The organism is Streptomyces mesophilus (genome assembly GCF_011044995.1).
Taxonomy (GTDB): Bacteria; Actinomycetota; Actinomycetes; order Streptomycetales; family Streptomycetaceae; genus Streptomyces; species Streptomyces mesophilus.
Genome location: NZ_JAAKZW010000181.1, coordinates 1 through 17,325 on the forward strand (window position 1 = coordinate 1; position 17,325 = coordinate 17,325).

The 17,325-nt window shown below is 71.1% G+C and carries 14 protein-coding genes; 7 read left to right on the plus strand and 7 right to left on the minus strand.

Annotated elements, in window-relative coordinates; all coding sequences use genetic code 11:
- Positions 1-120: 120 nt before the first annotated feature.
- The 4 genes from G6045_RS30390 to G6045_RS30405 form a co-directional block, all read right to left on the minus strand.
- Complete coding sequence (locus G6045_RS30390; protein WP_206344376.1) at positions 121-1,008, minus strand: 1,4-dihydroxy-6-naphthoate synthase; 888 nt, start codon at positions 1,006-1,008, stop codon at positions 121-123.
- A complete protein-coding gene (locus tag G6045_RS30395) occupies positions 1,001-1,666 on the minus strand; it encodes a futalosine hydrolase (protein WP_206344377.1) in 666 nt (221 codons plus the stop codon). Before G6045_RS30395 ends, G6045_RS30390 begins: the two co-directional genes overlap by 8 nt.
- A 10-nt stretch (positions 1,667-1,676) precedes the next feature.
- Positions 1,677-2,165 (minus strand): hypothetical protein, encoded by a 489-nt coding sequence (locus tag G6045_RS30400; protein WP_165335369.1) that lies wholly within the window; start codon positions 2,163-2,165, stop codon positions 1,677-1,679.
- An 81-nt stretch (positions 2,166-2,246) separates the two neighbouring features.
- A complete protein-coding gene (locus G6045_RS30405) occupies positions 2,247-3,593 on the minus strand; it encodes an MFS transporter (RefSeq protein ID WP_408056381.1) in 1,347 nt (448 codons plus the stop codon).
- Between the two features lie 426 nt (positions 3,594-4,019).
- On the opposite strand from G6045_RS30405, the gene G6045_RS30410 reads away from it, so the two are divergent.
- The 3 genes from G6045_RS30410 (at position 4,020) to G6045_RS30420 (ending at position 9,554) form a co-directional block, all read left to right on the plus strand.
- Positions 4,020-4,973 carry a DUF3027 domain-containing protein gene (locus G6045_RS30410; RefSeq protein WP_165335370.1) on the plus strand — a complete coding sequence of 318 codons (954 nt, stop codon included), beginning with the start codon at positions 4,020-4,022 and terminating at the stop codon, positions 4,971-4,973.
- A 320-nt stretch (positions 4,974-5,293) separates the two neighbouring features.
- Positions 5,294-8,482, plus strand: a complete 3,189-nt coding sequence (locus tag G6045_RS30415; protein ID WP_165335371.1) for a sacsin N-terminal ATP-binding-like domain-containing protein — start codon at positions 5,294-5,296, stop codon at positions 8,480-8,482.
- 151 nt (positions 8,483-8,633) lie between these two features.
- Complete coding sequence (locus G6045_RS30420) at positions 8,634-9,554, plus strand: hypothetical protein (protein WP_165335372.1); 921 nt, start codon at positions 8,634-8,636, stop codon at positions 9,552-9,554.
- Positions 9,555-9,645: 91 nt separating this feature from the next.
- Here the strand turns inward: G6045_RS30420 and G6045_RS30425 are convergent, their stop codons facing one another.
- Both G6045_RS30425 and G6045_RS30430 read right to left on the minus strand, forming a co-directional pair.
- Positions 9,646-12,111 carry a cation-translocating P-type ATPase gene (locus G6045_RS30425; protein WP_165335373.1) on the minus strand — a complete coding sequence of 822 codons (2,466 nt, stop codon included), beginning with the start codon at positions 12,109-12,111 and terminating at the stop codon, positions 9,646-9,648.
- 87 nt (positions 12,112-12,198) lie between these two features.
- Entirely contained in the window at positions 12,199-12,516 is a 318-nt protein-coding gene (locus tag G6045_RS30430) for a DUF2530 domain-containing protein (RefSeq protein WP_165335374.1), read from the minus strand.
- A 205-nt stretch (positions 12,517-12,721) separates the two neighbouring features.
- On the opposite strand from G6045_RS30430, the gene G6045_RS30435 reads away from it, so the two are divergent.
- On the plus strand, positions 12,722-14,167 hold the full coding sequence (locus G6045_RS30435; protein WP_165335375.1) for an NCS2 family permease: 1,446 nt from the start codon (positions 12,722-12,724) through the stop codon (positions 14,165-14,167).
- Here the strand turns inward: G6045_RS30435 and G6045_RS41695 are convergent.
- Positions 14,137-14,472 carry a hypothetical protein gene (locus tag G6045_RS41695; RefSeq protein WP_235968401.1) on the minus strand — a complete coding sequence of 112 codons (336 nt, stop codon included), beginning with the start codon at positions 14,470-14,472 and terminating at the stop codon, positions 14,137-14,139. The two genes, G6045_RS30435 and G6045_RS41695, sit on opposite strands and share 31 nt — an antisense overlap.
- A gap of 168 nt (positions 14,473-14,640) precedes the next feature.
- On the opposite strand from G6045_RS41695, the gene G6045_RS30445 reads away from it, so the two are divergent.
- The 3 genes from G6045_RS30445 to thpR all read left to right on the plus strand — a co-directional run bounded on the left by G6045_RS30445 (position 14,641) and on the right by thpR (position 17,196).
- Positions 14,641-15,078: a MarR family winged helix-turn-helix transcriptional regulator gene (locus G6045_RS30445; RefSeq protein ID WP_165335376.1), complete on the plus strand. Its 438-nt coding sequence runs from the start codon at positions 14,641-14,643 to the stop codon at positions 15,076-15,078.
- Positions 15,079-15,160: 82 nt separating this feature from the next.
- A complete protein-coding gene (locus G6045_RS30450; protein WP_165335377.1) occupies positions 15,161-16,504 on the plus strand; it encodes an MFS transporter in 1,344 nt (447 codons plus the stop codon).
- Positions 16,505-16,578: 74 nt separating this feature from the next.
- Complete coding sequence (thpR, locus tag G6045_RS30455; protein ID WP_165335378.1) at positions 16,579-17,196, plus strand: RNA 2',3'-cyclic phosphodiesterase; 618 nt, start codon at positions 16,579-16,581, stop codon at positions 17,194-17,196.
- Positions 17,197-17,325 lie beyond the last annotated feature (129 nt).

Sequence of the window (17,325 nt, forward strand, 5' to 3'; positions counted from 1 at the left end):
CCACGGACGGCAGACCACTGAAAGCCACACCCGACACCCCCGGTTGAGCCAACCCTACGAATGGCTCGCTCATCCCGATCAACAAGGTAGGGACCACTGAGCCACATCGGAACTACTCATCTAGACGAGACGCAGCGCATCGCGGCCGAGGGGCGGAACGAGCCCCTCGGCCGCGGCGCGTGTGAGCAGTCCGCGGATCGCCGCGTGCCCGTCCTCGCCGAGTTCGGCGGTGAACTCGTTGACGTAGAGCCCGATGTGCTGATCGGCGACCGCCGGGTCCATCTCCTGCGCGTGCTCGAGGACGTACGCGCGCGAGGCCCCCGGATCGTCCCAGGCCATCCGGACCGACGAACGGGCCGCGTCCGCAAGCGACTTGAGCGTCTCCTCGCCGAGCGAGCGCTTCGCGATGATCGCGCCCAGCGGGATCGGCAGACCGGTGGTCTGCTCCCAGTGGACGCCCATGTCGGCCAGGCAGTGCAGGCCGTAGTTCTGATACGTGAAGCGCGCCTCGTGGATGACGAGGCCGGCGTCGACGCGGCCGTCGCGTACGGCGGGCATGATCTCGTGGAAGGGCAGCACGACGATCTCGCCGACACCGCCGTCCTTCAGCGTGTCCGCGGCCCACAGCCGGAACAGCAGATACGCGGTCGACTTCTCGCTCGGCACGGCGACGGTCTTGCCGGTGAGGTCGACGCCGGGCTCCCGCGTCAGGACCAGCGGCCCGCAGCCACGCCCCAGCGCGCCACCGCAGGGCAGCAGCGCGTACTCGTCGAGCACGTACGGCAGGACCGCGTACGAGACCTTCAGGATGTCGAACTCGCCGCGCTCCGCCATCCCGTTGGTGATGTCGATGTCCGCGAACGTGACGTCGAGCTCCGGGGCGCCCGGGACCAGGCCGTGGGCCCAGGCGTGGAAGACGAAGGTGTCGTTCGGGCAGGGGGAGTAGGCGATCTTCAGCGGGCGCTCGGTCTTCAGCGGCTGTGCGGTCCTGCCGGTCACGTCAGTCATGCGGGTTCCAACTCTCCAGGACGGGCGCCGACTTCCCGAACCCCTCGGTGAGCGCCTTCAGCGCGTCGCCGATCCGCCAGGCGGCACGGTCGCGCGGGCCCACGGGGTTGGAGACGGCGCGTATCTCCACGACCGGGATGCCCTGCGCCACGGCGGCCTCGGCGACCCCGAAGCCCTCCATCGCCTCGATCAGCGCTCCGGGGTGGCGCGCGGCCAGCTCCTCGGCGCGGGCCGCGGACCCGGTGACGGTCGAGACGGTGAGCACGGTCCCCGTGCGTGCGCCGGTGGCGGCCGCGAGGTCCCGTACGAGAGAGGCGGGCGGCTCGTGGCGGACCGTGCCGAAGCCGAGCTCGGTGACGGGCACGAAGCCTTCGGGGGTCTCGGCGCCCAGGTCGGCGGCGACGATCGCATCGGAGACGGCCAGCGAGCCGACGGGGGCGACGGAGGTGAACCCGCCGCCGATCCCGGCCGAGACCACGAGCCCGTAGGGCCGCCCGCCGAGTGCGGCGGCGGTCAGCTCACGGGCCGTGGCGGCAGCGGCGGCCGCGGGTCCGACGCCCGCGGCGATCACGTCGAGGCCGGGTGCGCCGGCGGCGACGGCTGCCGCCTCCGCCGGCACCGCGGTCACGACCAGGACGCGCATCGCCGTCTGCTTCATGGTCAGGCTCTTACGCGTCGGCGTTCTCGAGCTTGAAGTTCCAGACGCCCTTGACGTCCTTGCCCTGCTCGTCCTGCTCGACGACGCTCACGTAGAGGGTCTTCGGCGCGGGCTGGCCCTGCTGCGGGGCGAACAGGTCGATGCCCTCGAAGGAGAAGTACGTCTTCTTGTACGGGTTCGTGGCCTGCTGGCCGTTGATCCACAGCGCCCAGCCCGTCTCGGCGACCTTGGGGTCGACGCCCACGCGCAGTGTCTCGCCCGTGCTGACCTTGATGGTCTTGTCGGACTTCTTCAGGGCGCAGGCCGCGGCTTCCTTCATGCCGAGGCTCTTGCTGTGCTCGTAGCAGGTCGCGTCGGTCGACACCGAGTCGCTGCCGAAGGTGACGGTCGCGACGGGGCTCGGCTTCTCGCACGCGGAGAGCACGAGCAGGCCGGCCGAAACAGCGCCAAGGGTGGCCGCGACGCGGCGGCTCTTGGCGGAGAAGCGCAGGGAGGTCATGGCCGAAGGCTATCGGGCACCTCGGTGCGTACGGCCAGGTGGGTACGGCGTGGCGATCCTCACGCCACCCGGTGCGCGGCCTCACGCCACCCGCGGGTGGGCGGACCCGTGACGGGCCGCGCCGAGGAGCCCCCGTACCGTCAGAAGCCAGGTCGCGCCGACGATCGCCGCCGCCACAGCGAAGCCGAGCACCCCGTGCAGCGGCAGGACGATGCCGATCGCGCCGCCCACCACCCAGGCCATCTGGAGCAGCGTCTCGGAGCGGGCGAAGGCCGAATTGCGGACCTGTTCGGGGACGTCGCGCTGGATCATCGCGTCGAGCGCGAGCTTGGCGAGCGCCTGGGCCGCGCCCGCTACCGCGCCGAGGGCGGCGACCAGCGGGGCGCCGAAGAAGACGGCCGCGGTGATCGCGGCGCCGGTGGCCGCGGCCACCATCGTCACGATGATGAGTTCCGGCGCCCGGCCGCGCAGCGCGGCACCGACCGCCGTGCCCAGGGCGTTCCCGACCCCGGCCGCGACCGCGACCATGCCGAGCGAGACGGCGGCGCTCTGTCCCGGGAAGGGGTCCTCGCGCATCAGGAACGCGAGGAAGAAGATCAGGAACCCGGAAAGACAGCGCAGCCCCGCATTGGCCGCGAGCCCGTGCGTGACCCCCGCCCCGACCGTCCGCAGGCCCGGCTTCTTGCCGTGCTCGCGGTGCAGATGCGAGGCGTCGGAGGCGAGCAGCGCCTTGTCCTCGCCCTTCGACGAGTCGACCTTGTGCGGCAGCGTGAAGGAGAGGAACGTCCCGACGACGAAGAGCGAGAAGGCGGCGTACAGCGGAAAGCGCGGCCCGAGCTGATGCAGCCCGGCGCCGAGCGGCGCCGCGAGCCCGGTCGCGAGCAGACCGCCGAGGGTGACCCGCGAGTTCGCCTTCACCAGCGAGAACCGGGGCGGGAGCAGCCTGGGCACCACGGCACTTCTGACCACGCCGTACGCCTTGGACGCCACGAGCACGCCGAGCGCCGCCGGATACAGCTGCAGACTTCCCGTCACCACCGCGCCCGCCAGCATCAGCGAGAGCAGCGCCCTGGCCAGCATCGCGGCGGCCATCGCGGCGCGGCGGCCGTGCGGGATGCGGTCGAGTAGCGGGCCGATCACCGGGGCGAGCAGGGTGAACGGGGCCATCGTGATGGCGAGGTAGAGCGCGACGCGCCCGCGTGCCTCGTCGGTCGGCACGGAGAAGAAGACCGTGGAGGCGAGGGCGACGGTGACCAGCATGTCCCCGGCGCTGTTCACGGCGTGCAGTTCGATCAGTTTGCCGAGCCCTGACTCGCCCGCGCCGTGCGCACTGGTGACCTTGCGGATCCCGCGTCCCGTTTTCGAGAAGGGCGCGCTCAGGACGCGGCCCGCGGCCCGGCCCGCCCTGCGCACCGCATCGCCCGACACCCGTGCTGCGTTTTTCCGGGGGACACCCCCGGAGCCCCCGGCCGAGATGGTCACCACGTCATAGTGCCCCAACGCGCCCGGCCCTCACCCCGCCCGGCGGGAAAGCCATGACCCCTTCGTACGCGGGTGAAGGACCCTTTTGCGTTCGCGTCGAACAGCCCGTCGTGTACGCATCGGACGGCCCTTCGCCGACCCGGCTGCCGATGCCATGTGGGCCTCGGCGTCCGGAGGGGGTAGCGTGCGTAGCGCGCCTGCGGCGGTTGGTCTTGGCCGCGCGCCTCTTCGCGATCCCGCAGAATGGGTTGCGTAGGTGCGCCCGAGAGTGACCGGGCGCGGACGTCGACGCGGCCCTTCGGTCCGCTCCGTCCGCCCCGTCGCCGGGCTGTGGCGCACCCGAGGACAAGGCGTAGGAGAGAAGCGATACCTGTGAGCGCAGCGACAACGCGAAGCCGCACCCCCGACCGCCTGTGTGCCGAGGCCGTCGATCTCGCGAGGGAGGCGGCCGAGGAGGCCGCCTACCCCGGAGTCGTCGGGGAGCATGTCTCCGCGATCTCCGAGGGCGACCGGGTGGTCACCCACTTCTTCGAATGCAAGGAACCGGGCTACCGGGGCTGGCGCTGGGCGGTGACGGTCGCCCGCGCCTCCCGCGCGAAGTTCGTCACCCTCAGCGAAACGGTGCTGCTTCCCGGCACGGACGCCCTCCTCGCCCCCGAGTGGGTGCCGTGGAGCGAGCGGCTGCGGCCCGGCGACATGGGCCCGGGCGATCTGCTCCCGACCGAGGCCGACGATCTGCGTCTGGAGCCCGGGTTCACCGGCGAGGACACACCGCCGCCGAACTCGGCGGTCTCCGAGGAGATGGCCGAGCGGGTCTCGGTCTCCGGCGAACTGGCCGAGCTCGTCGAGGCGGAGGACGCCGAGATCACGGGCGGACCGCCGTCCTCGCTGCCGGCCGCGCCGCTGCGCGGGTCGATCGTGTCCGTGGCCGAGGAGCTGGGCATGCGCCGTGCGCGCGTGCTCTCCCGGTACGGCCTGCACGTGGCGGCCGACCGCTGGGAGGACTCCTTCGGCGCGAAGACCCCGATGGCCCAGGCGGCTCCGGCCGCCTGCGTGTCCTGCGGCTTCCTGGTCCGGCTCGGCGGATCGCTCGGGCAGGCGTTCGGCGTGTGCGCCAACGAGTTCGGGCCTGCCGACGGGCACGTCGTCTCCCTCTCGTACGGGTGCGGCGGGCACTCGGAGGCGGCCGTCATGCCCAAGCCGCCGGTGCCTTCGCAGCCGGTGGTCGACGAGTTCCAGGTGGACCCGATGCCGCTGCGTCCCGCCGCGGATTCGGGGTCGGTGTCGGTGGGCGCCGGGGCCGCGGAGGATCTCGGCCACTCCTAGGGGGTGTCTTGTGGATCATGCCGGGCTCGCGGGGCCTGGCACGCACTCCCCCAAGCTCTCGACTTCGCTCGAGCAGGGGGGACCCCCATGCTGCGTTGTCGTCGGTCGCGATGGCTCCGCCATCACTCCCTCCTCCGCCTTGCGATCGCACGCACCAGGCCCCGCTCCCTGATCCGGCCTGATCCACAAGACACCCCCTAGGTCCGGGGAGTTCCTGGGCGCGGTCCCCGTTTCGGACGGGGCAGGGCGGGGAGAAGAGCCCGTCCGTAGGCGGTACCGTCACCGAGCCCAGCCGCACCCCCCGGACGAAAGGCCCCACCGTGACGAGCAAGCCCGTGCAGCCCGCACAAGAAGGGCAGGACCCCTTCGGCACCGCGAGGCTGCGCAGAGGCGTGCTCGACGCCTGGTCCGCCTCGGCCGCCCGCTTCCGTGAGGACGCCAACGCCGAAGAGGACCTCGCCCTCGGCGGCTACCGCGACCGCCTCATCGTGGAGCTGGCGCAGAACGCCGCCGACGCCGCCGCCCGCCAGGACAAGCAGGGCCGGCTGCGGCTGACGCTCAAGGACGGGGTGCTCGCCGCCGCCAACACCGGCGCGCCCCTCGACACGGTCGGCGTCGAATCCCTCAGCACGCTGCGCGCGAGCGCCAAGCGCGAGGACACCAAGGGTGCGGTGGGCCGCTTCGGTGTCGGTTTCGCCGCCGTGCTCGCCGTATCCGACGAGCCCGCCGTGCTCGGACGGATGGGCGGCGTGCGCTGGTCGCTCGCCGAGGCCAGGACCCTCGCGCAGGAGACGGCGGCCGGGCACCCGGAGCTGGCCGACGAGTTGCGGCGCCGCGAGGGCCACGTACCCCTGCTGCGTCTGCCGCTGCCCGCCGAGGGCGAGGCCCCCGGGCCGTACGACACCGTCGTCGTCCTGCCGTTGCGCGACGGCGCCGCGACCGCGCTCGCCCAGCAGCTGCTGGACGCCGTGGACGCCTCCCTGCTGCTCACGCTCTCCGGTCTCGCCGAGGTCGTGATCGAGACCGCCGCGGGCGTACGGACGATCACCCGCCATCCGGAGGACGGCGGTCTGACCCGGATCGACGACACCCGCGACGGCACCACCCGCTGGCGCACCACCGCACAGCACGGCCTCACCGACGCGGCGCTCCTGAAGGACCGCCCCGTCGAGGAGCGGCTGCGCCCCCACTGGTCCGTGACCTGGGCCGTCCCGGTCGACGCCGACGGCGCGCCCGAACGCCCGCGCACCGCCCCGGTCGTGCACGCGCCGACCCCGAGCGACGAACCGCTCGGCGTACCGGCCCTGCTCATCGCCTCGTTCCCGCTCGACACGACCCGCCGGCACGTCGCCCCGGGACCGCTCACCGACTTCCTCGTGGGCCGCGCGGCCGCCGCGTACGCCGAACTGCTCGGCGCGTGGCGCCCGGTGTCGGCCGGCCTGATCGACCTCGTGCCGGGACCGCTGGGCAAGGGCGAACTGGACGGCGCCCTGCGCGGCGCGATCCTCGAGCTCCTGCCGCGCACCGCCTTCCTGCCGCCCGCGCTTACGGGCGGCACGGGCGACCCGGGCGGCATGGACGGCATGGACGGCTTCGGAGCCTTCGGCGGCATCGAGGGCTCCGGCGGTGGCGAACTCCCCGCGGCCCTGCGCCCGTTCGAGGCCGAGGTCGTCGAGGGCGCCGGCGTCGAGACCGTACGGGTGCTCGCCGAGGTCCTTCCGACGCTGCTGCCCGCGGGTCTCGAGCGCCGCAGCGAACTGCGCACGCTCGGCGTCGCCCGCGTACCGCTGCAGGACGCCATCGACCGCCTCGCCGGTCTGGAGCGCGAGGCCGGCTGGTGGTGGCGGCTTTACGAGTCCCTGGCCGGCGTGGACCCGGACCGGCTGACCGGACTCCCGGTGCCGCTCGCCGACGGGCGCACCACGATCGGACCCCGTCAGGTCCTGCTCCCGGCCGCAGAAACCCCCTCCGACGCAGCCCAGTTGGCGCGCCTGGGCCTCAAGGTCACCCACCCCGACGCCGCGCACGCGCTCCTGGAGAAGCTGGGCGCGCTGCCCGCGACGCCGCGTGCCGTGCTGCGCACGCCCCAGGTCAGGGCCGCGGTCGCGGCCTCGCTCGACGGCGGAACCGGGGACGTATGGGACGAAGACGCCCTGGACGCCGACGAGTTGGCGACTATCGTGCTGGGCCTCGCCCGCGACGCCGCCCTCGCACCCGGCGACGAGCCCTGGCTGGGCGCGCTCGCGCTCCCCGACGACGAGGGCGAGCTGGCCCCCGCCGGTGAACTCGTGCTGCCCGGCAGCCCCTTCGCCTCCGTGATCCGCCCGGACGAACTGGGCGAGGTCGACGCCGAGCTGGCCGAGCGCTGGGGCGAGCAGCCGCTGACCGCCTGCGGCGTGCTCGCGAACTTCGCGCTCGTACGGGCGACGGATGTCGTCCTCGACCCCGATGAACTGGAGCCGCGCGAGGGCGACTTCGCCGAACCCGACGACGCCGGACTGCTCGACGCGGTCGACGTGTGGTGCGAGGACCTCCTCGACACGCTGCCCGAAACCCCCGTGCCGCCGGTCGCCACGGAGCTCGTCGCCGTACGGGACCTCGACCTCGTCGACGACGAGCGCTGGCCCCAGGCGCTCGCGCTGCTCGCCCAGCCACCGCTGCGGGACGCGCTCACCCAGCGCGTGCGCATCCTGCTGCCCGACGGCACGACGGAGACGGTCCGCCCGTACACGGCCTGGTGGCTGCGCGGCCACCCCGTCCTCGACGGCCGCCGCCCGGCAGGCCTGCGCGCGGCCGGCGGCGATCCGCTGCTGTCCGGCCTCTACGAGGAGGCGGACGCGAGCGGCTTCGAGGACGAACAGGTCCTGCGCGCGCTCGGCGTACGGACCTCCGTCGCCTCGCTGCTCGACGAACCGGGCGGCGCGGCGGAACTGCTCGACCGCCTCGCGGACCCGTCGCTGCCCGTCTCGTCCCCCCAACTGCACGCGCTGTACGGCGCGTTGGCGCTGCTCGACCCGGAGCAGGTCACGCTCCCGGACGAGCTGCGGGCGGTCGTGGACGGCGAGGTGGTCGTCGTGGACGCGGCGGACGCGCTGGTCGCGGACGCCCCCGACCTCCTGCCGTTCGCGGAGGGCCGCCCGCTGCTCCCGGTCGCGCCCGCGCGGGCCGCGGATCTCGCGGAGCTGTTCCAGGTACGGCGCCTCAGCTCGGCGCTCACCGGCACGGTCACGGGAGAGGGCGCGACCCACGAGGTCCCCGAGTCCGTCCGCACCCTGCTCGGCCCGTCGACCCCGGCCACGTACCGCGAATACGAGGAACTCCTGGTCGCCGGCCTCGAGGTCGACTGGCACCGGGCCGCCGACGGCACGGTGCACGCGGCGACCCTGGAGGGAGTGGCGGCGGGCCTCGCCTGGGCGGCGGGCCAGTGGCCCCGGCGCTTCGAGGTGGCGGCCCTCCTGGAGGACCCGTCACGTACGGAGGAGCTGGCGCGGGACCGGTGGTTCGACTAGCGGGTATCTCCTGCCGCACGCGACACGTACACAACTTCTGTACAACCTTTCCCCGCCGTCGGATGTCTGATCTCCGAGTCAACGGACTCGGAGATCGATTTCGGCTCCGCTGCAGGTCAGCGAGCCCATCTGTACATGTGGGGGAACCACTATGCGCAAGCGCGCCACTGCCGCCGCCGTGACCGGCGCCCTGGCCCTTTCCGCCTTCCTCGTACCGGCCGCGGCCCAGGCGGAGGGCGACTCCACCCGCTCCGCCGTGGAGCAGGTGCGCGAAGCGCACGCCCAGGGCGCCAAGGCCTCGCTGCGGGCTGCCGCCGACGGCGTGCCGTACGACCTCGGCATCACCTTCTCCGGTGTGAAGATCAACAACGGTAAGCCGATCGTCGCCGGCATCAGCAACAAGGTCAGCGTCCCGGTCGCCTACACGATGACCCACGCCGCCGGCCTCGATGTCACCAAGGAAGACTTCGTCTCCGCCCTCGACATCTACCGGGGGACGTACGACAACCCCGAAAACGTCCTCACGGGCGATGACTGGGGAGTCTGCACGGCCAAGTCCGCCACGGTCGCGGCCTGCACGGCCCGCATCGACATCCTCCCGGCCGTCGAGCTGTGGAACGCCGACGCCACCAGCTGGAAGGCCGTCGTCTACGCCGTCGACTTCAACGGCCAGGACCCCGCGGACCCGGACTTCGACCAGAGCCAGGTCGGCGTCTCCGAGAAGGACCTGGCCGCCACCACCAAGCTCCAGCGCTTCTCGAAGCTCACCGTCAACGCGTCCCCCGAGCCGGTGACCAAGGGCAGGACGATCACCGTCACCGGTGACCTGACCCGCGCCAACTGGGACACGGGCGCGTACGCGGGCTACAGCAGCCAGCCCGTGCAGCTCCAGTTCCGCAAGAAGACCAGCTCCACGTACACCACCGTGAAGACGGTCAAGTCCTCCGCCACGTCCCGCAAGCTGAGCACCACCGTCACGGCCTCCGTGGACGGCTACTGGCGCTGGAACTTCGCGGGTACGTCGACCACCCCGGCCGTCAAGACCGCGGGCGACTTCGTCGACGTGCGCTGACACCTCCTGCCGTACAGCTGACTGTGCGCAGAGAAGAGCCCGGCCCCTCGCCGAAGCGGCGAGGGGCCGGGCTCTTCCGTGTCCGTACGGACTACGCCGGGAACTTCCGGTCCACCCACCGGAACGCGAACTCGATCCCCGCCGCCGCCACCGCCGCGATCGCCACCGCCGCCCACGGCATCGTCGTGCCCGCGAGCTTGAGCTGGAAGAAGTCCTGGAGCCAGGGGACGACCATGACCAGCATGAAGCCGAAGCCCATCGTGCCGATCAGGAGCAGCCGCCACCAGGTGTAGGGGCGGGCGATGATCGCCAGGACCCAGATGGCCACCAGGAAGAGGCAGAGCGTCGCCGCGCTGGTCTCCGCCTCGCGCGCGCCCGCACCCGAGTAGTGACTGCGCGCCAGGACGTACGTGACGAACGTGGCCGTGCCCGCGATCACGCCGCCCGGGATCGCGTACCGCATCACGCGTTTCACGAAGTGCGGCTTCGCGCGCTCCTTGTTGGGCGCGAGCGCGAGGAAGAACGCCGGGACGCCGATGGTGAGCGTGGAGAGCAGCGTCAGGTGGCGGGGCAGGAAGAGGTATTCGACCTGGGTGCAGACCACGAGGAGGGCGAGGAGCACCGAGTAGACGGTCTTCACGAGGAAGAGCGTCGCGACCCGCGTGATGTTGCCGATCACACGACGGCCCTCGGCGACCACCGAAGGCAGCGTCGCGAAGCTGTTGTTGAGCAGGACGATCTGCGCGACCGCGCGCGTGGCCTCCGAGCCCGAACCCATCGAGACGCCGATGTCCGCGTCCTTGAGCGCGAGGACGTCGTTGACGCCGTCGCCCGTCATCGCGACCGTGTGCCCCTTGGACTGCAGCGCGCCGACCATGTCCCGCTTCTGCTGCGGGGTGACCCGGCCGAACACCGCGTTCTCGTCGAGGACTTGGGCCATTTCGGCCTGGTCGGACGGGAGCGTACGGGCATCGACCGTGTTCTCCGCGCCCGGCAGGTCGAGCTTTCCGGCCACCGCGCCGACCGAGACCGCGTTGTCACCGGAGATGACCTTCGCGGCGACGTCCTGCTCCTCGAAGTAGCGCAGGGTGTCGGCCGCGTCGGGGCGAAGCCGCTGTTCCAGGACGACCAGGGCCGTGGCGCGGGCACCCGTGGCGACCGCCGGGTCGTCCAGCTCGCTCGCCTCGCTGCGGGCGAGCAGCAGCACGCGCAGGCCCTGCTTGTTGAGCTCCTCGATGTCCGCGAGCGACGGATCGTCGGCGGGCAGCAGGACATCGGGGGCGCCGAGCAGCCACGTCGAGCTCTCGCCGTTGCCCTCGCTGAAGCTCGCGCCGCTGTACTTGCGGGCCGAGGAGAAGGGCAGCGACTCGGTGCAGCGCCAGTCCTCGCTGTCCGGGTAGGCGTCGATGATCGCCTTCAGCGAGGCGTTCGGCCGCGGGTCGGATTCGCCGAGTGCGCCGAGGACCTTGCGTACATACGTCTCGTCCGCGCCGTTCAGCATGCGCAGCGCCGTGACGTCCATGCCGCCCTCGGTCAGCGTGCCCGTCTTGTCCAGGCAGACCGTGTCCACGCGGGCCAGGCCCTCGATCGCGGGCAGCTCCTGCACCAGGCACTGCTTGCGGCCCAGGCGGATCACCCCGATCGCGAAGGCCACGGAGGTCAGCAGGACCAGGCCCTCGGGGATCATCGGGACGATGCCGCCCACCGTGTACGCGATGGACTGTTTCAAGTCGTCGTCCTTGACGACCAGTTGCGAGATCACCAGACCGATCGAGGTCGGGATCATCAGCCACGTCACGTACTTGAGGATCGTGGAGATACCGGAGCGCAGCTCGGAGTGGACCAGGGTGAAGCGCGAGGCCTCCTCCGCGAGCTGCGCCGCGTACGCCTCGCGGCCGACCTTCGTCGCGGTGTGCGCGCCGCCGCCCGCGACCACGAAGGACCCCGACATCACCTGGTCGCCGGGCTTCTTCAGGACCGGGTCGGCCTCGCCGGTGAGCAGCGATTCGTCGATCTCCAGACCGTCGGCCTCGACCACCTCGCCGTCGACCACGATCTTGTCGCCGGGCCCGATCTCGATCAGGTCCCCGAGCACGATCTCGGATGTCGAGACCTCGGCCGCGATGCCGTCACGCCGTACGGTCGGCTTGGCCTCGCCGATCACCGCGAGGCTGTCCAGGGTCTTCTTGGCGCGCCACTCCTGGATGATGCCGATCCCGGTGTTCGCGATGATCACGAAGCCGAAGAGGCTGTCCTGGATCGGCGCGACGAACAGCATGATGAACCAGAGCACGCCGATGATCGCGTTGAACCGCGTGAACACATTGCCGCGGACGATCTCGCCCAACGACCGGCTGCTGCGCACCGGCACGTCGTTGATCTCGCCGCGCGCCACTCGCTCGGCGACCTCGGCGGTGGTCAGACCGCGGGCCCGGTCGGGCGCCGCCTCGGGAGGCGGGACCGGGTGCACCGGGTCGAGCTCGGCCCCCGCGTCGATCGTCGGTGGCCTGCCCCCCGGCTCGGGGCCGTCCGTATCTAGCTGTGCCCGCTGCGTCATGAGTCAGACGGTACGGGGCGAGGGTGCCTCTTTCCCGTCGAGGGCACCGGAATTCGGGGTTCCGGGCGGGAAGATCCGACCTGAGTACTACGCGCCGGCACCTTCGGCCGGTGTCTGCTGGCCGTCGGCGGCCTGCGTGGCGTTCTCTTCGGCAGCCTGTTCGGCCGCGTGCCGCTTGAGCGCGGCGTCGCGCCCCCGTACGTACCAGATACCGATGAGGCCGAGCCCGGCGCCGGCCAGGCAGGTCCACACCCACCAGGTCAGATCGCGGTCGTCGAACCAGCCGTAGAAGGGGACCTGCACGAGGAAGAGGACGAACCACAGGATCGTTCCGCCGGTGATGGTGGCCACGATGGGGCCCTCGAGGGGCTCCGGTGCCTCGTGCTTCGCTTCCCACTTCGCCATGCGTCCAGCTTAGGTGCTCGGTGGCGGGGGCCCAGCGCCCGCCCCTCGCCCGGGGTGACGCGCGTAGATGGCTTTTTACGGCCTGTTTATTCATACTGAAACAGCTCTAGTCTGGCCGGTTTCTTTCGTTCGATGACACAAAGTCGCTACGAAGCGGTCGGCAAGCGACACCGCCACCTCCTCCCTCGCGAAGCGAAGGTCACGCATGTCCCCCTCGGCCCCCGCCCCGGTCGACTCCCAGCTCCCGCCGCCGTCCTCGAACGGCGGCCTCGACCGCTTCTTCAAGATCTCCGCGCGTGGCTCGACCGTCGCGCGCGAGGTCCGCGGAGGCTTCGCGACCTTCTTCGCGATGGCCTACATCATCGTGCTGAACCCGATCATCCTGGGCAGCGCGAAGGACATGTACGGCAACCAGCTGGACAACGCCCAGCTGGTCACCGCGACCGCCCTCACCGCCGCGTTCACCACCCTGCTCATGGGCGTCATCGGCAACGTCCCGATCGCGCTCGCCGCGGGACTCGGCGTCAACACCGTGGTCGCGCTGCAGCTCGCGCCCCGGATGAGCTGGCCCGACGCGATGGGCATGGTCGTGCTCGCCGGCTTCATCGTGATGCTGCTCGTGGCGACGGGTCTGCGGGAGCGCGTGATGAACGCGGTGCCGCTCGGCCTGCGCAAGGGCATCGCGATCGGTATCGGCCTCTTCATCATGCTGATCGGCCTGGTCGACGCCGGCTTCGTCTCCCGTATCCCGGACGCCGCCCACACCACGGTCCCGCTGCAGCTCGGCTCCGACGGTCACCTCAACGGCTGGCCCGTCCTGGTCTTCGTGATCGGCGCGCTGCTCACGCTCTCGCTGATCGTGCGCAAGGTGCCCGGCGCGATCCTGATCTCGATCGTCGTGATGACGATCGCCGCGATGGTCATCAACGCGATCGCCGACATCCCGAGCTGGGGTCTGACGACCCCCGAGTGGCCGGGCAACCCGGTCGCGTCCCCGGACTTCGGCCTGATCGGTCAGGTCAGTCTGTTCGGCGGCTTCGAGAAGGTCGGCATCCTCACCGGTGTCCTCTTCGTCTTCACCGTGCTGCTCTCGTGCTTCTTCGACGCGATGGGCACGATCATGGGCGTCGCCGACGAGGCGAAACTGGTCGACGCCGACGGTCAGATGCCCGGCATCAACAAGGTCCTGCTCGTCGACGGTCTCGCCGTCGCCGCGGGCGGCGCCAGCTCCTCCTCGGCCACCACCTGCTTCGTGGAGTCCACGGCAGGTGTCGGCGAGGGCGCGCGCACGGGTCTGGCGAACATCGTCACCGGCGGCCTGTTCACGCTGTCGCTGTTCCTGACACCGCTGGCCCTGATGGTCCCCTCGCAGGCCGCGACGCCCGCGCTGCTCGCGGTGGGCTTCCTGATCCTGTCCGGCTCGGTCACCGCGATCGACTGGAAGGACTACACGATCGCGATCCCGGCGTTCCTGACCATGATGATGATGCCGTTCACCTACTCGATCACGAACGGGATCGGCATCGGCTTCATCTCCTTCACCGTGCTGCGCCTGGCCGCGGGCCGCGGCCGCGAGGTGCCGGTGGCGATGTACGCGGTGGCCGCCGTGTTCGGCTTCTACTACCTGATGCCGGCGCTCGGGCTGACCTGAGTCTCCGGTGCGGCGTGACGGCCTGCTGCTGACGACGAGACGACGGGGCCGGGGCACCTACGGGAAGCCCCGGCCCCCGTCGGAGGTGCTGCGGACGTGGGTTCCGGGAGCTCCTGTTCGTCGCTCCCGGCCTCGTAGAACCGCTGTGTCTCCTCGACGGCCGCTTTGAAGCGCTCGTCGAAGTCGTTCCGCACGAGGGCGCGGATCACATAGTCCTGGACGTTCATTCCCCTTATGCCGGCATGGTGGCGGAGTCGGTCGAGCAGCTCTCCGTCTATACGCAGGCTGAGCACGCTGGTCCCCATGCGCTCCAGCGTCCACGGCGGCCCTCCGGTCGCGGGTCACTTTCCGCGATCGGCTCACCCATATGGGTGATCTTCCCTTGTGGGCGGCTTAGAAATCTTGAGGAACTCTTGAGGCGCCTGAGGCCTCAAGCGGTTTCCTTAGTCAGGGTAATGAGTTATTCTAACTACATGCCTGACCTTTCCCATGGCGACAATGCAGCCGCCGTGAACTCCCTGCGCTCCGCCGTGATGCGGCTCGGGCGCCGGCTCAAGCACCAGCGTGTGGACGAGTCGCTGAGCCCCACCGAGATGTCGGTGCTCGGCACCCTCGCCCGCTGCGGCTCGGCCACTCCCGGCGAGCTCGCCCGCAAGGAGCACGTCCAGCCGCCGTCGATGACCCGCATCGTGGCGCTGCTCGAGGCCAAGGGTCTGGTCAAGCTGGAGCCGCACCCCGAGGACCGCCGGCAGAAGGTGGTCAGCCAGACCGAGCAGGCCGAGGCCATGCTCGAACAGAGCCGCCGCAAGCGGAACGTCTGGCTGGCCTCGCTCGCCGACGAGCTCGACGAGGACGAGTGGGCGAAACTTCGCGCCGCCGCCCCCGTACTGGAGAAGCTCGCACATCTTTAGCCGCGCATACCTGGGCAACCCGCAGCACAGCGCGCCGCACACACAGACACAGCATCACCGACCGCCGAGGAGGCGAGCCCTTTTGAGTACGGGATCCGGAGCAGACTCCGCCCCCGCACCGACCGCCCACGACTCCACCGCACGTACGAAAAAGCCCTCGACCTTCTCCTCGCTGAAGATCCGTAACTACCGGCTCTTCTTCACCGGACAGGTCGTTTCGAACACCGGCACCTGGATGCAGCGCATCGCCCAGGACTGGCTGGTGCTCAGCCTCACCGGCTCGGCCATGGCCGTCGGTATCACCACGGCACTGCAGTTCCTGCCCATGCTGCTGTTCGGCCTGTACGGCGGTGTCCTCGTGGACCGGCTGCCGAAACGGCCGCTGCTCTTCTTCACCCAGGCCGCGATGGGCCTCACCGGCCTGTCGCTCGCGATCCTGACCCTCACCGGACACGTCCAGGTGTGGCACGTCTATCTGACGGCCTTCCTGATGGGTCTGGTCACCGTGGTCGACAACCCCGCGCGGCAGACCTTCGTCTCCGAGATGGTCGGCAAGGACCAGCTCGCGAACGCGGTCAGCCTGAACTCCGCCAACTTCCAGTCCGCGCGCCTGATCGGACCCGCCGTCGCCGGTGTGGCGATCGCGGCGGTCGGCAGCGGTTACGCGTTCCTGTTCAACGGTCTGTCCTTCATCGCGCCGCTGGCCTCGCTCGCGCTGATGCGCACCTCCGAGCTGCACAAGGTCGAGATCGCTCCGCGCGGCAAGGGCCAGCTCAAGGAAGGCCTGCGGTACGTGGCCGGGCGGCCCGACCTGATCTGGCCGATCGTGCTCGTCGGGTTCATCGGCACCTTCGGCTTCAACTTCCCGATCTGGCTCTCGGCCTTCGCGGACGATGTCTTCCACGCCGGGCCCGGCACGTACGGTCTGCTCAACTCGCTGATGGCGGCCGGTTCGCTGGCCGGTGCGCTGCTTGCCGCCCGCCGCGGCACCGCGCGCCTTCGGATCCTCGTCGGGGCCGCGATGGTCTTCGGGCTGCTCGAGGTCGTGGCGGCGATGGCGCCGTCGTTCTGGCTCTTCGCCGTGCTGCTCGTGCCGCTCGGTGTGTTCGGCCTGACGGTCAACGTGACCGCCAACTCCTCGATCCAGATGGCCACCGATCCGCTGATGCGCGGCCGGGTCATGGCGCTGTTCATGATGGTCTTCACCGGCGGTACGCCCGTGGGTGCGCCGCTGGTCGGCTGGGTCACGGACACGTACGGCGTGCGGGTGGGCATGGCCATGGGCGGTCTGGTCGCGCTGCTCGCCGCGACCGCGGTCGGTCTGATGCTGGCGCGGGTCGGTGATCTGCGGGTGCGGCTCGGGTGGCACCGTGGGCATCCGCATGTGCGGTTCGTTCCGCGGGAACAGATGGCTACGGCGGCGTAGGTTGCTGGTCCGGGGCCTGGCCCCGGACCTGTGTCCGGCCTTTTGCCGGGCAGCCTCGAACGCCGGAGGGCTGAATGGCCAGACTGTTCGTGGCGGTACTGCCGCCCAGCTTCGCCGTGGCCGAACTCGCGGACGTGACCCGTACCTTGAAGGCCCTTCCCGGGGCGGACAAGCTGCGGTGGACCGAGTCGGCCGGGTGGCATTTCACGCTGGCGTTCCTCGGTGAGGTGCCGGATGCGGTGCGTCCGGACCTGGAGGAGCGGCTGCGGCGGGCCGCTCGTCGTACGCCGTCCTTCGAGCTCCAGCTGTACCGCAGCGGGCGGTTCGGGCAGCGTGCGCTGTGGGCGGGGGCGCATGGGGACGTCGCGACGCTGCGGCGCCTTGCCGAGCGGGCGTATGAGGCCGGGGGCAGGGCGGGGCTGGCGATGGAGGAGACCCATCGGTTCGTGCCGCACCTCACGCTCGCCCGCAGCGGGGCCGGGCGTCGGCAGACGCATCCGCCCGAGGTGGATCTGCTGCCGTACGCGGCTGAGCTCGACGGGTTCTCCGGGACGCCGTGGACGGTGCGTGAGCTGTGTCTCGTCCGGAGCACTCTGCCGCGCAGCGGGGTGCCCGGTGAGCAGCCCCGGTACGAGGCTGTGGGCCGCTGGTCCCTGGGGCCCGGCGACGTGCGGGCGGGCGCGGAGGGTTAACCTCGACGCGTGGACCCCAAGACCAGGAACCGGATCATGGCCGGTGTGCTCGTGCTGATGTTCGCGGTGATCGCGGTGGCGGCGGCGGTGGGCTGACGCCCGTCGCTCTGCGGCGCTGTCACGGGGGGG

What these genes read in the sequence shown, in the direction of transcription:
- G6045_RS30390 (WP_206344376.1), bottom strand. Translation starts at nt 1,008, where the DNA reads ATGACTGACGTGACCGGCAGGACCGCACAGCCGCTGAAGACCGAGCGC.
- G6045_RS30395 (WP_206344377.1), bottom strand. Translation starts at nt 1,666, where the DNA reads ATGAAGCAGACGGCGATGCGCGTCCTGGTCGTGACCGCGGTGCCGGCG.
- G6045_RS30400 (WP_165335369.1), bottom strand. Translation starts at nt 2,165, where the DNA reads ATGACCTCCCTGCGCTTCTCCGCCAAGAGCCGCCGCGTCGCGGCCACC.
- G6045_RS30420 (WP_165335372.1), top strand. Translation starts at nt 8,634, where the DNA reads ATGCGCAAGCGCGCCACTGCCGCCGCCGTGACCGGCGCCCTGGCCCTT.
- G6045_RS30425 (WP_165335373.1), bottom strand. Translation starts at nt 12,111, where the DNA reads ATGACGCAGCGGGCACAGCTAGATACGGACGGCCCCGAGCCGGGGGGC.
- G6045_RS30430 (WP_165335374.1), bottom strand. Translation starts at nt 12,516, where the DNA reads ATGGCGAAGTGGGAAGCGAAGCACGAGGCACCGGAGCCCCTCGAGGGC.
- G6045_RS30435 (WP_165335375.1), top strand. Translation starts at nt 12,722, where the DNA reads ATGTCCCCCTCGGCCCCCGCCCCGGTCGACTCCCAGCTCCCGCCGCCG.
- G6045_RS41695 (WP_235968401.1), bottom strand. Translation starts at nt 14,472, where the DNA reads ATGGGGACCAGCGTGCTCAGCCTGCGTATAGACGGAGAGCTGCTCGAC.
- G6045_RS30445 (WP_165335376.1), top strand. Translation starts at nt 14,641, where the DNA reads ATGCCTGACCTTTCCCATGGCGACAATGCAGCCGCCGTGAACTCCCTG.
- thpR (WP_165335378.1), top strand. Translation starts at nt 16,579, where the DNA reads ATGGCCAGACTGTTCGTGGCGGTACTGCCGCCCAGCTTCGCCGTGGCC.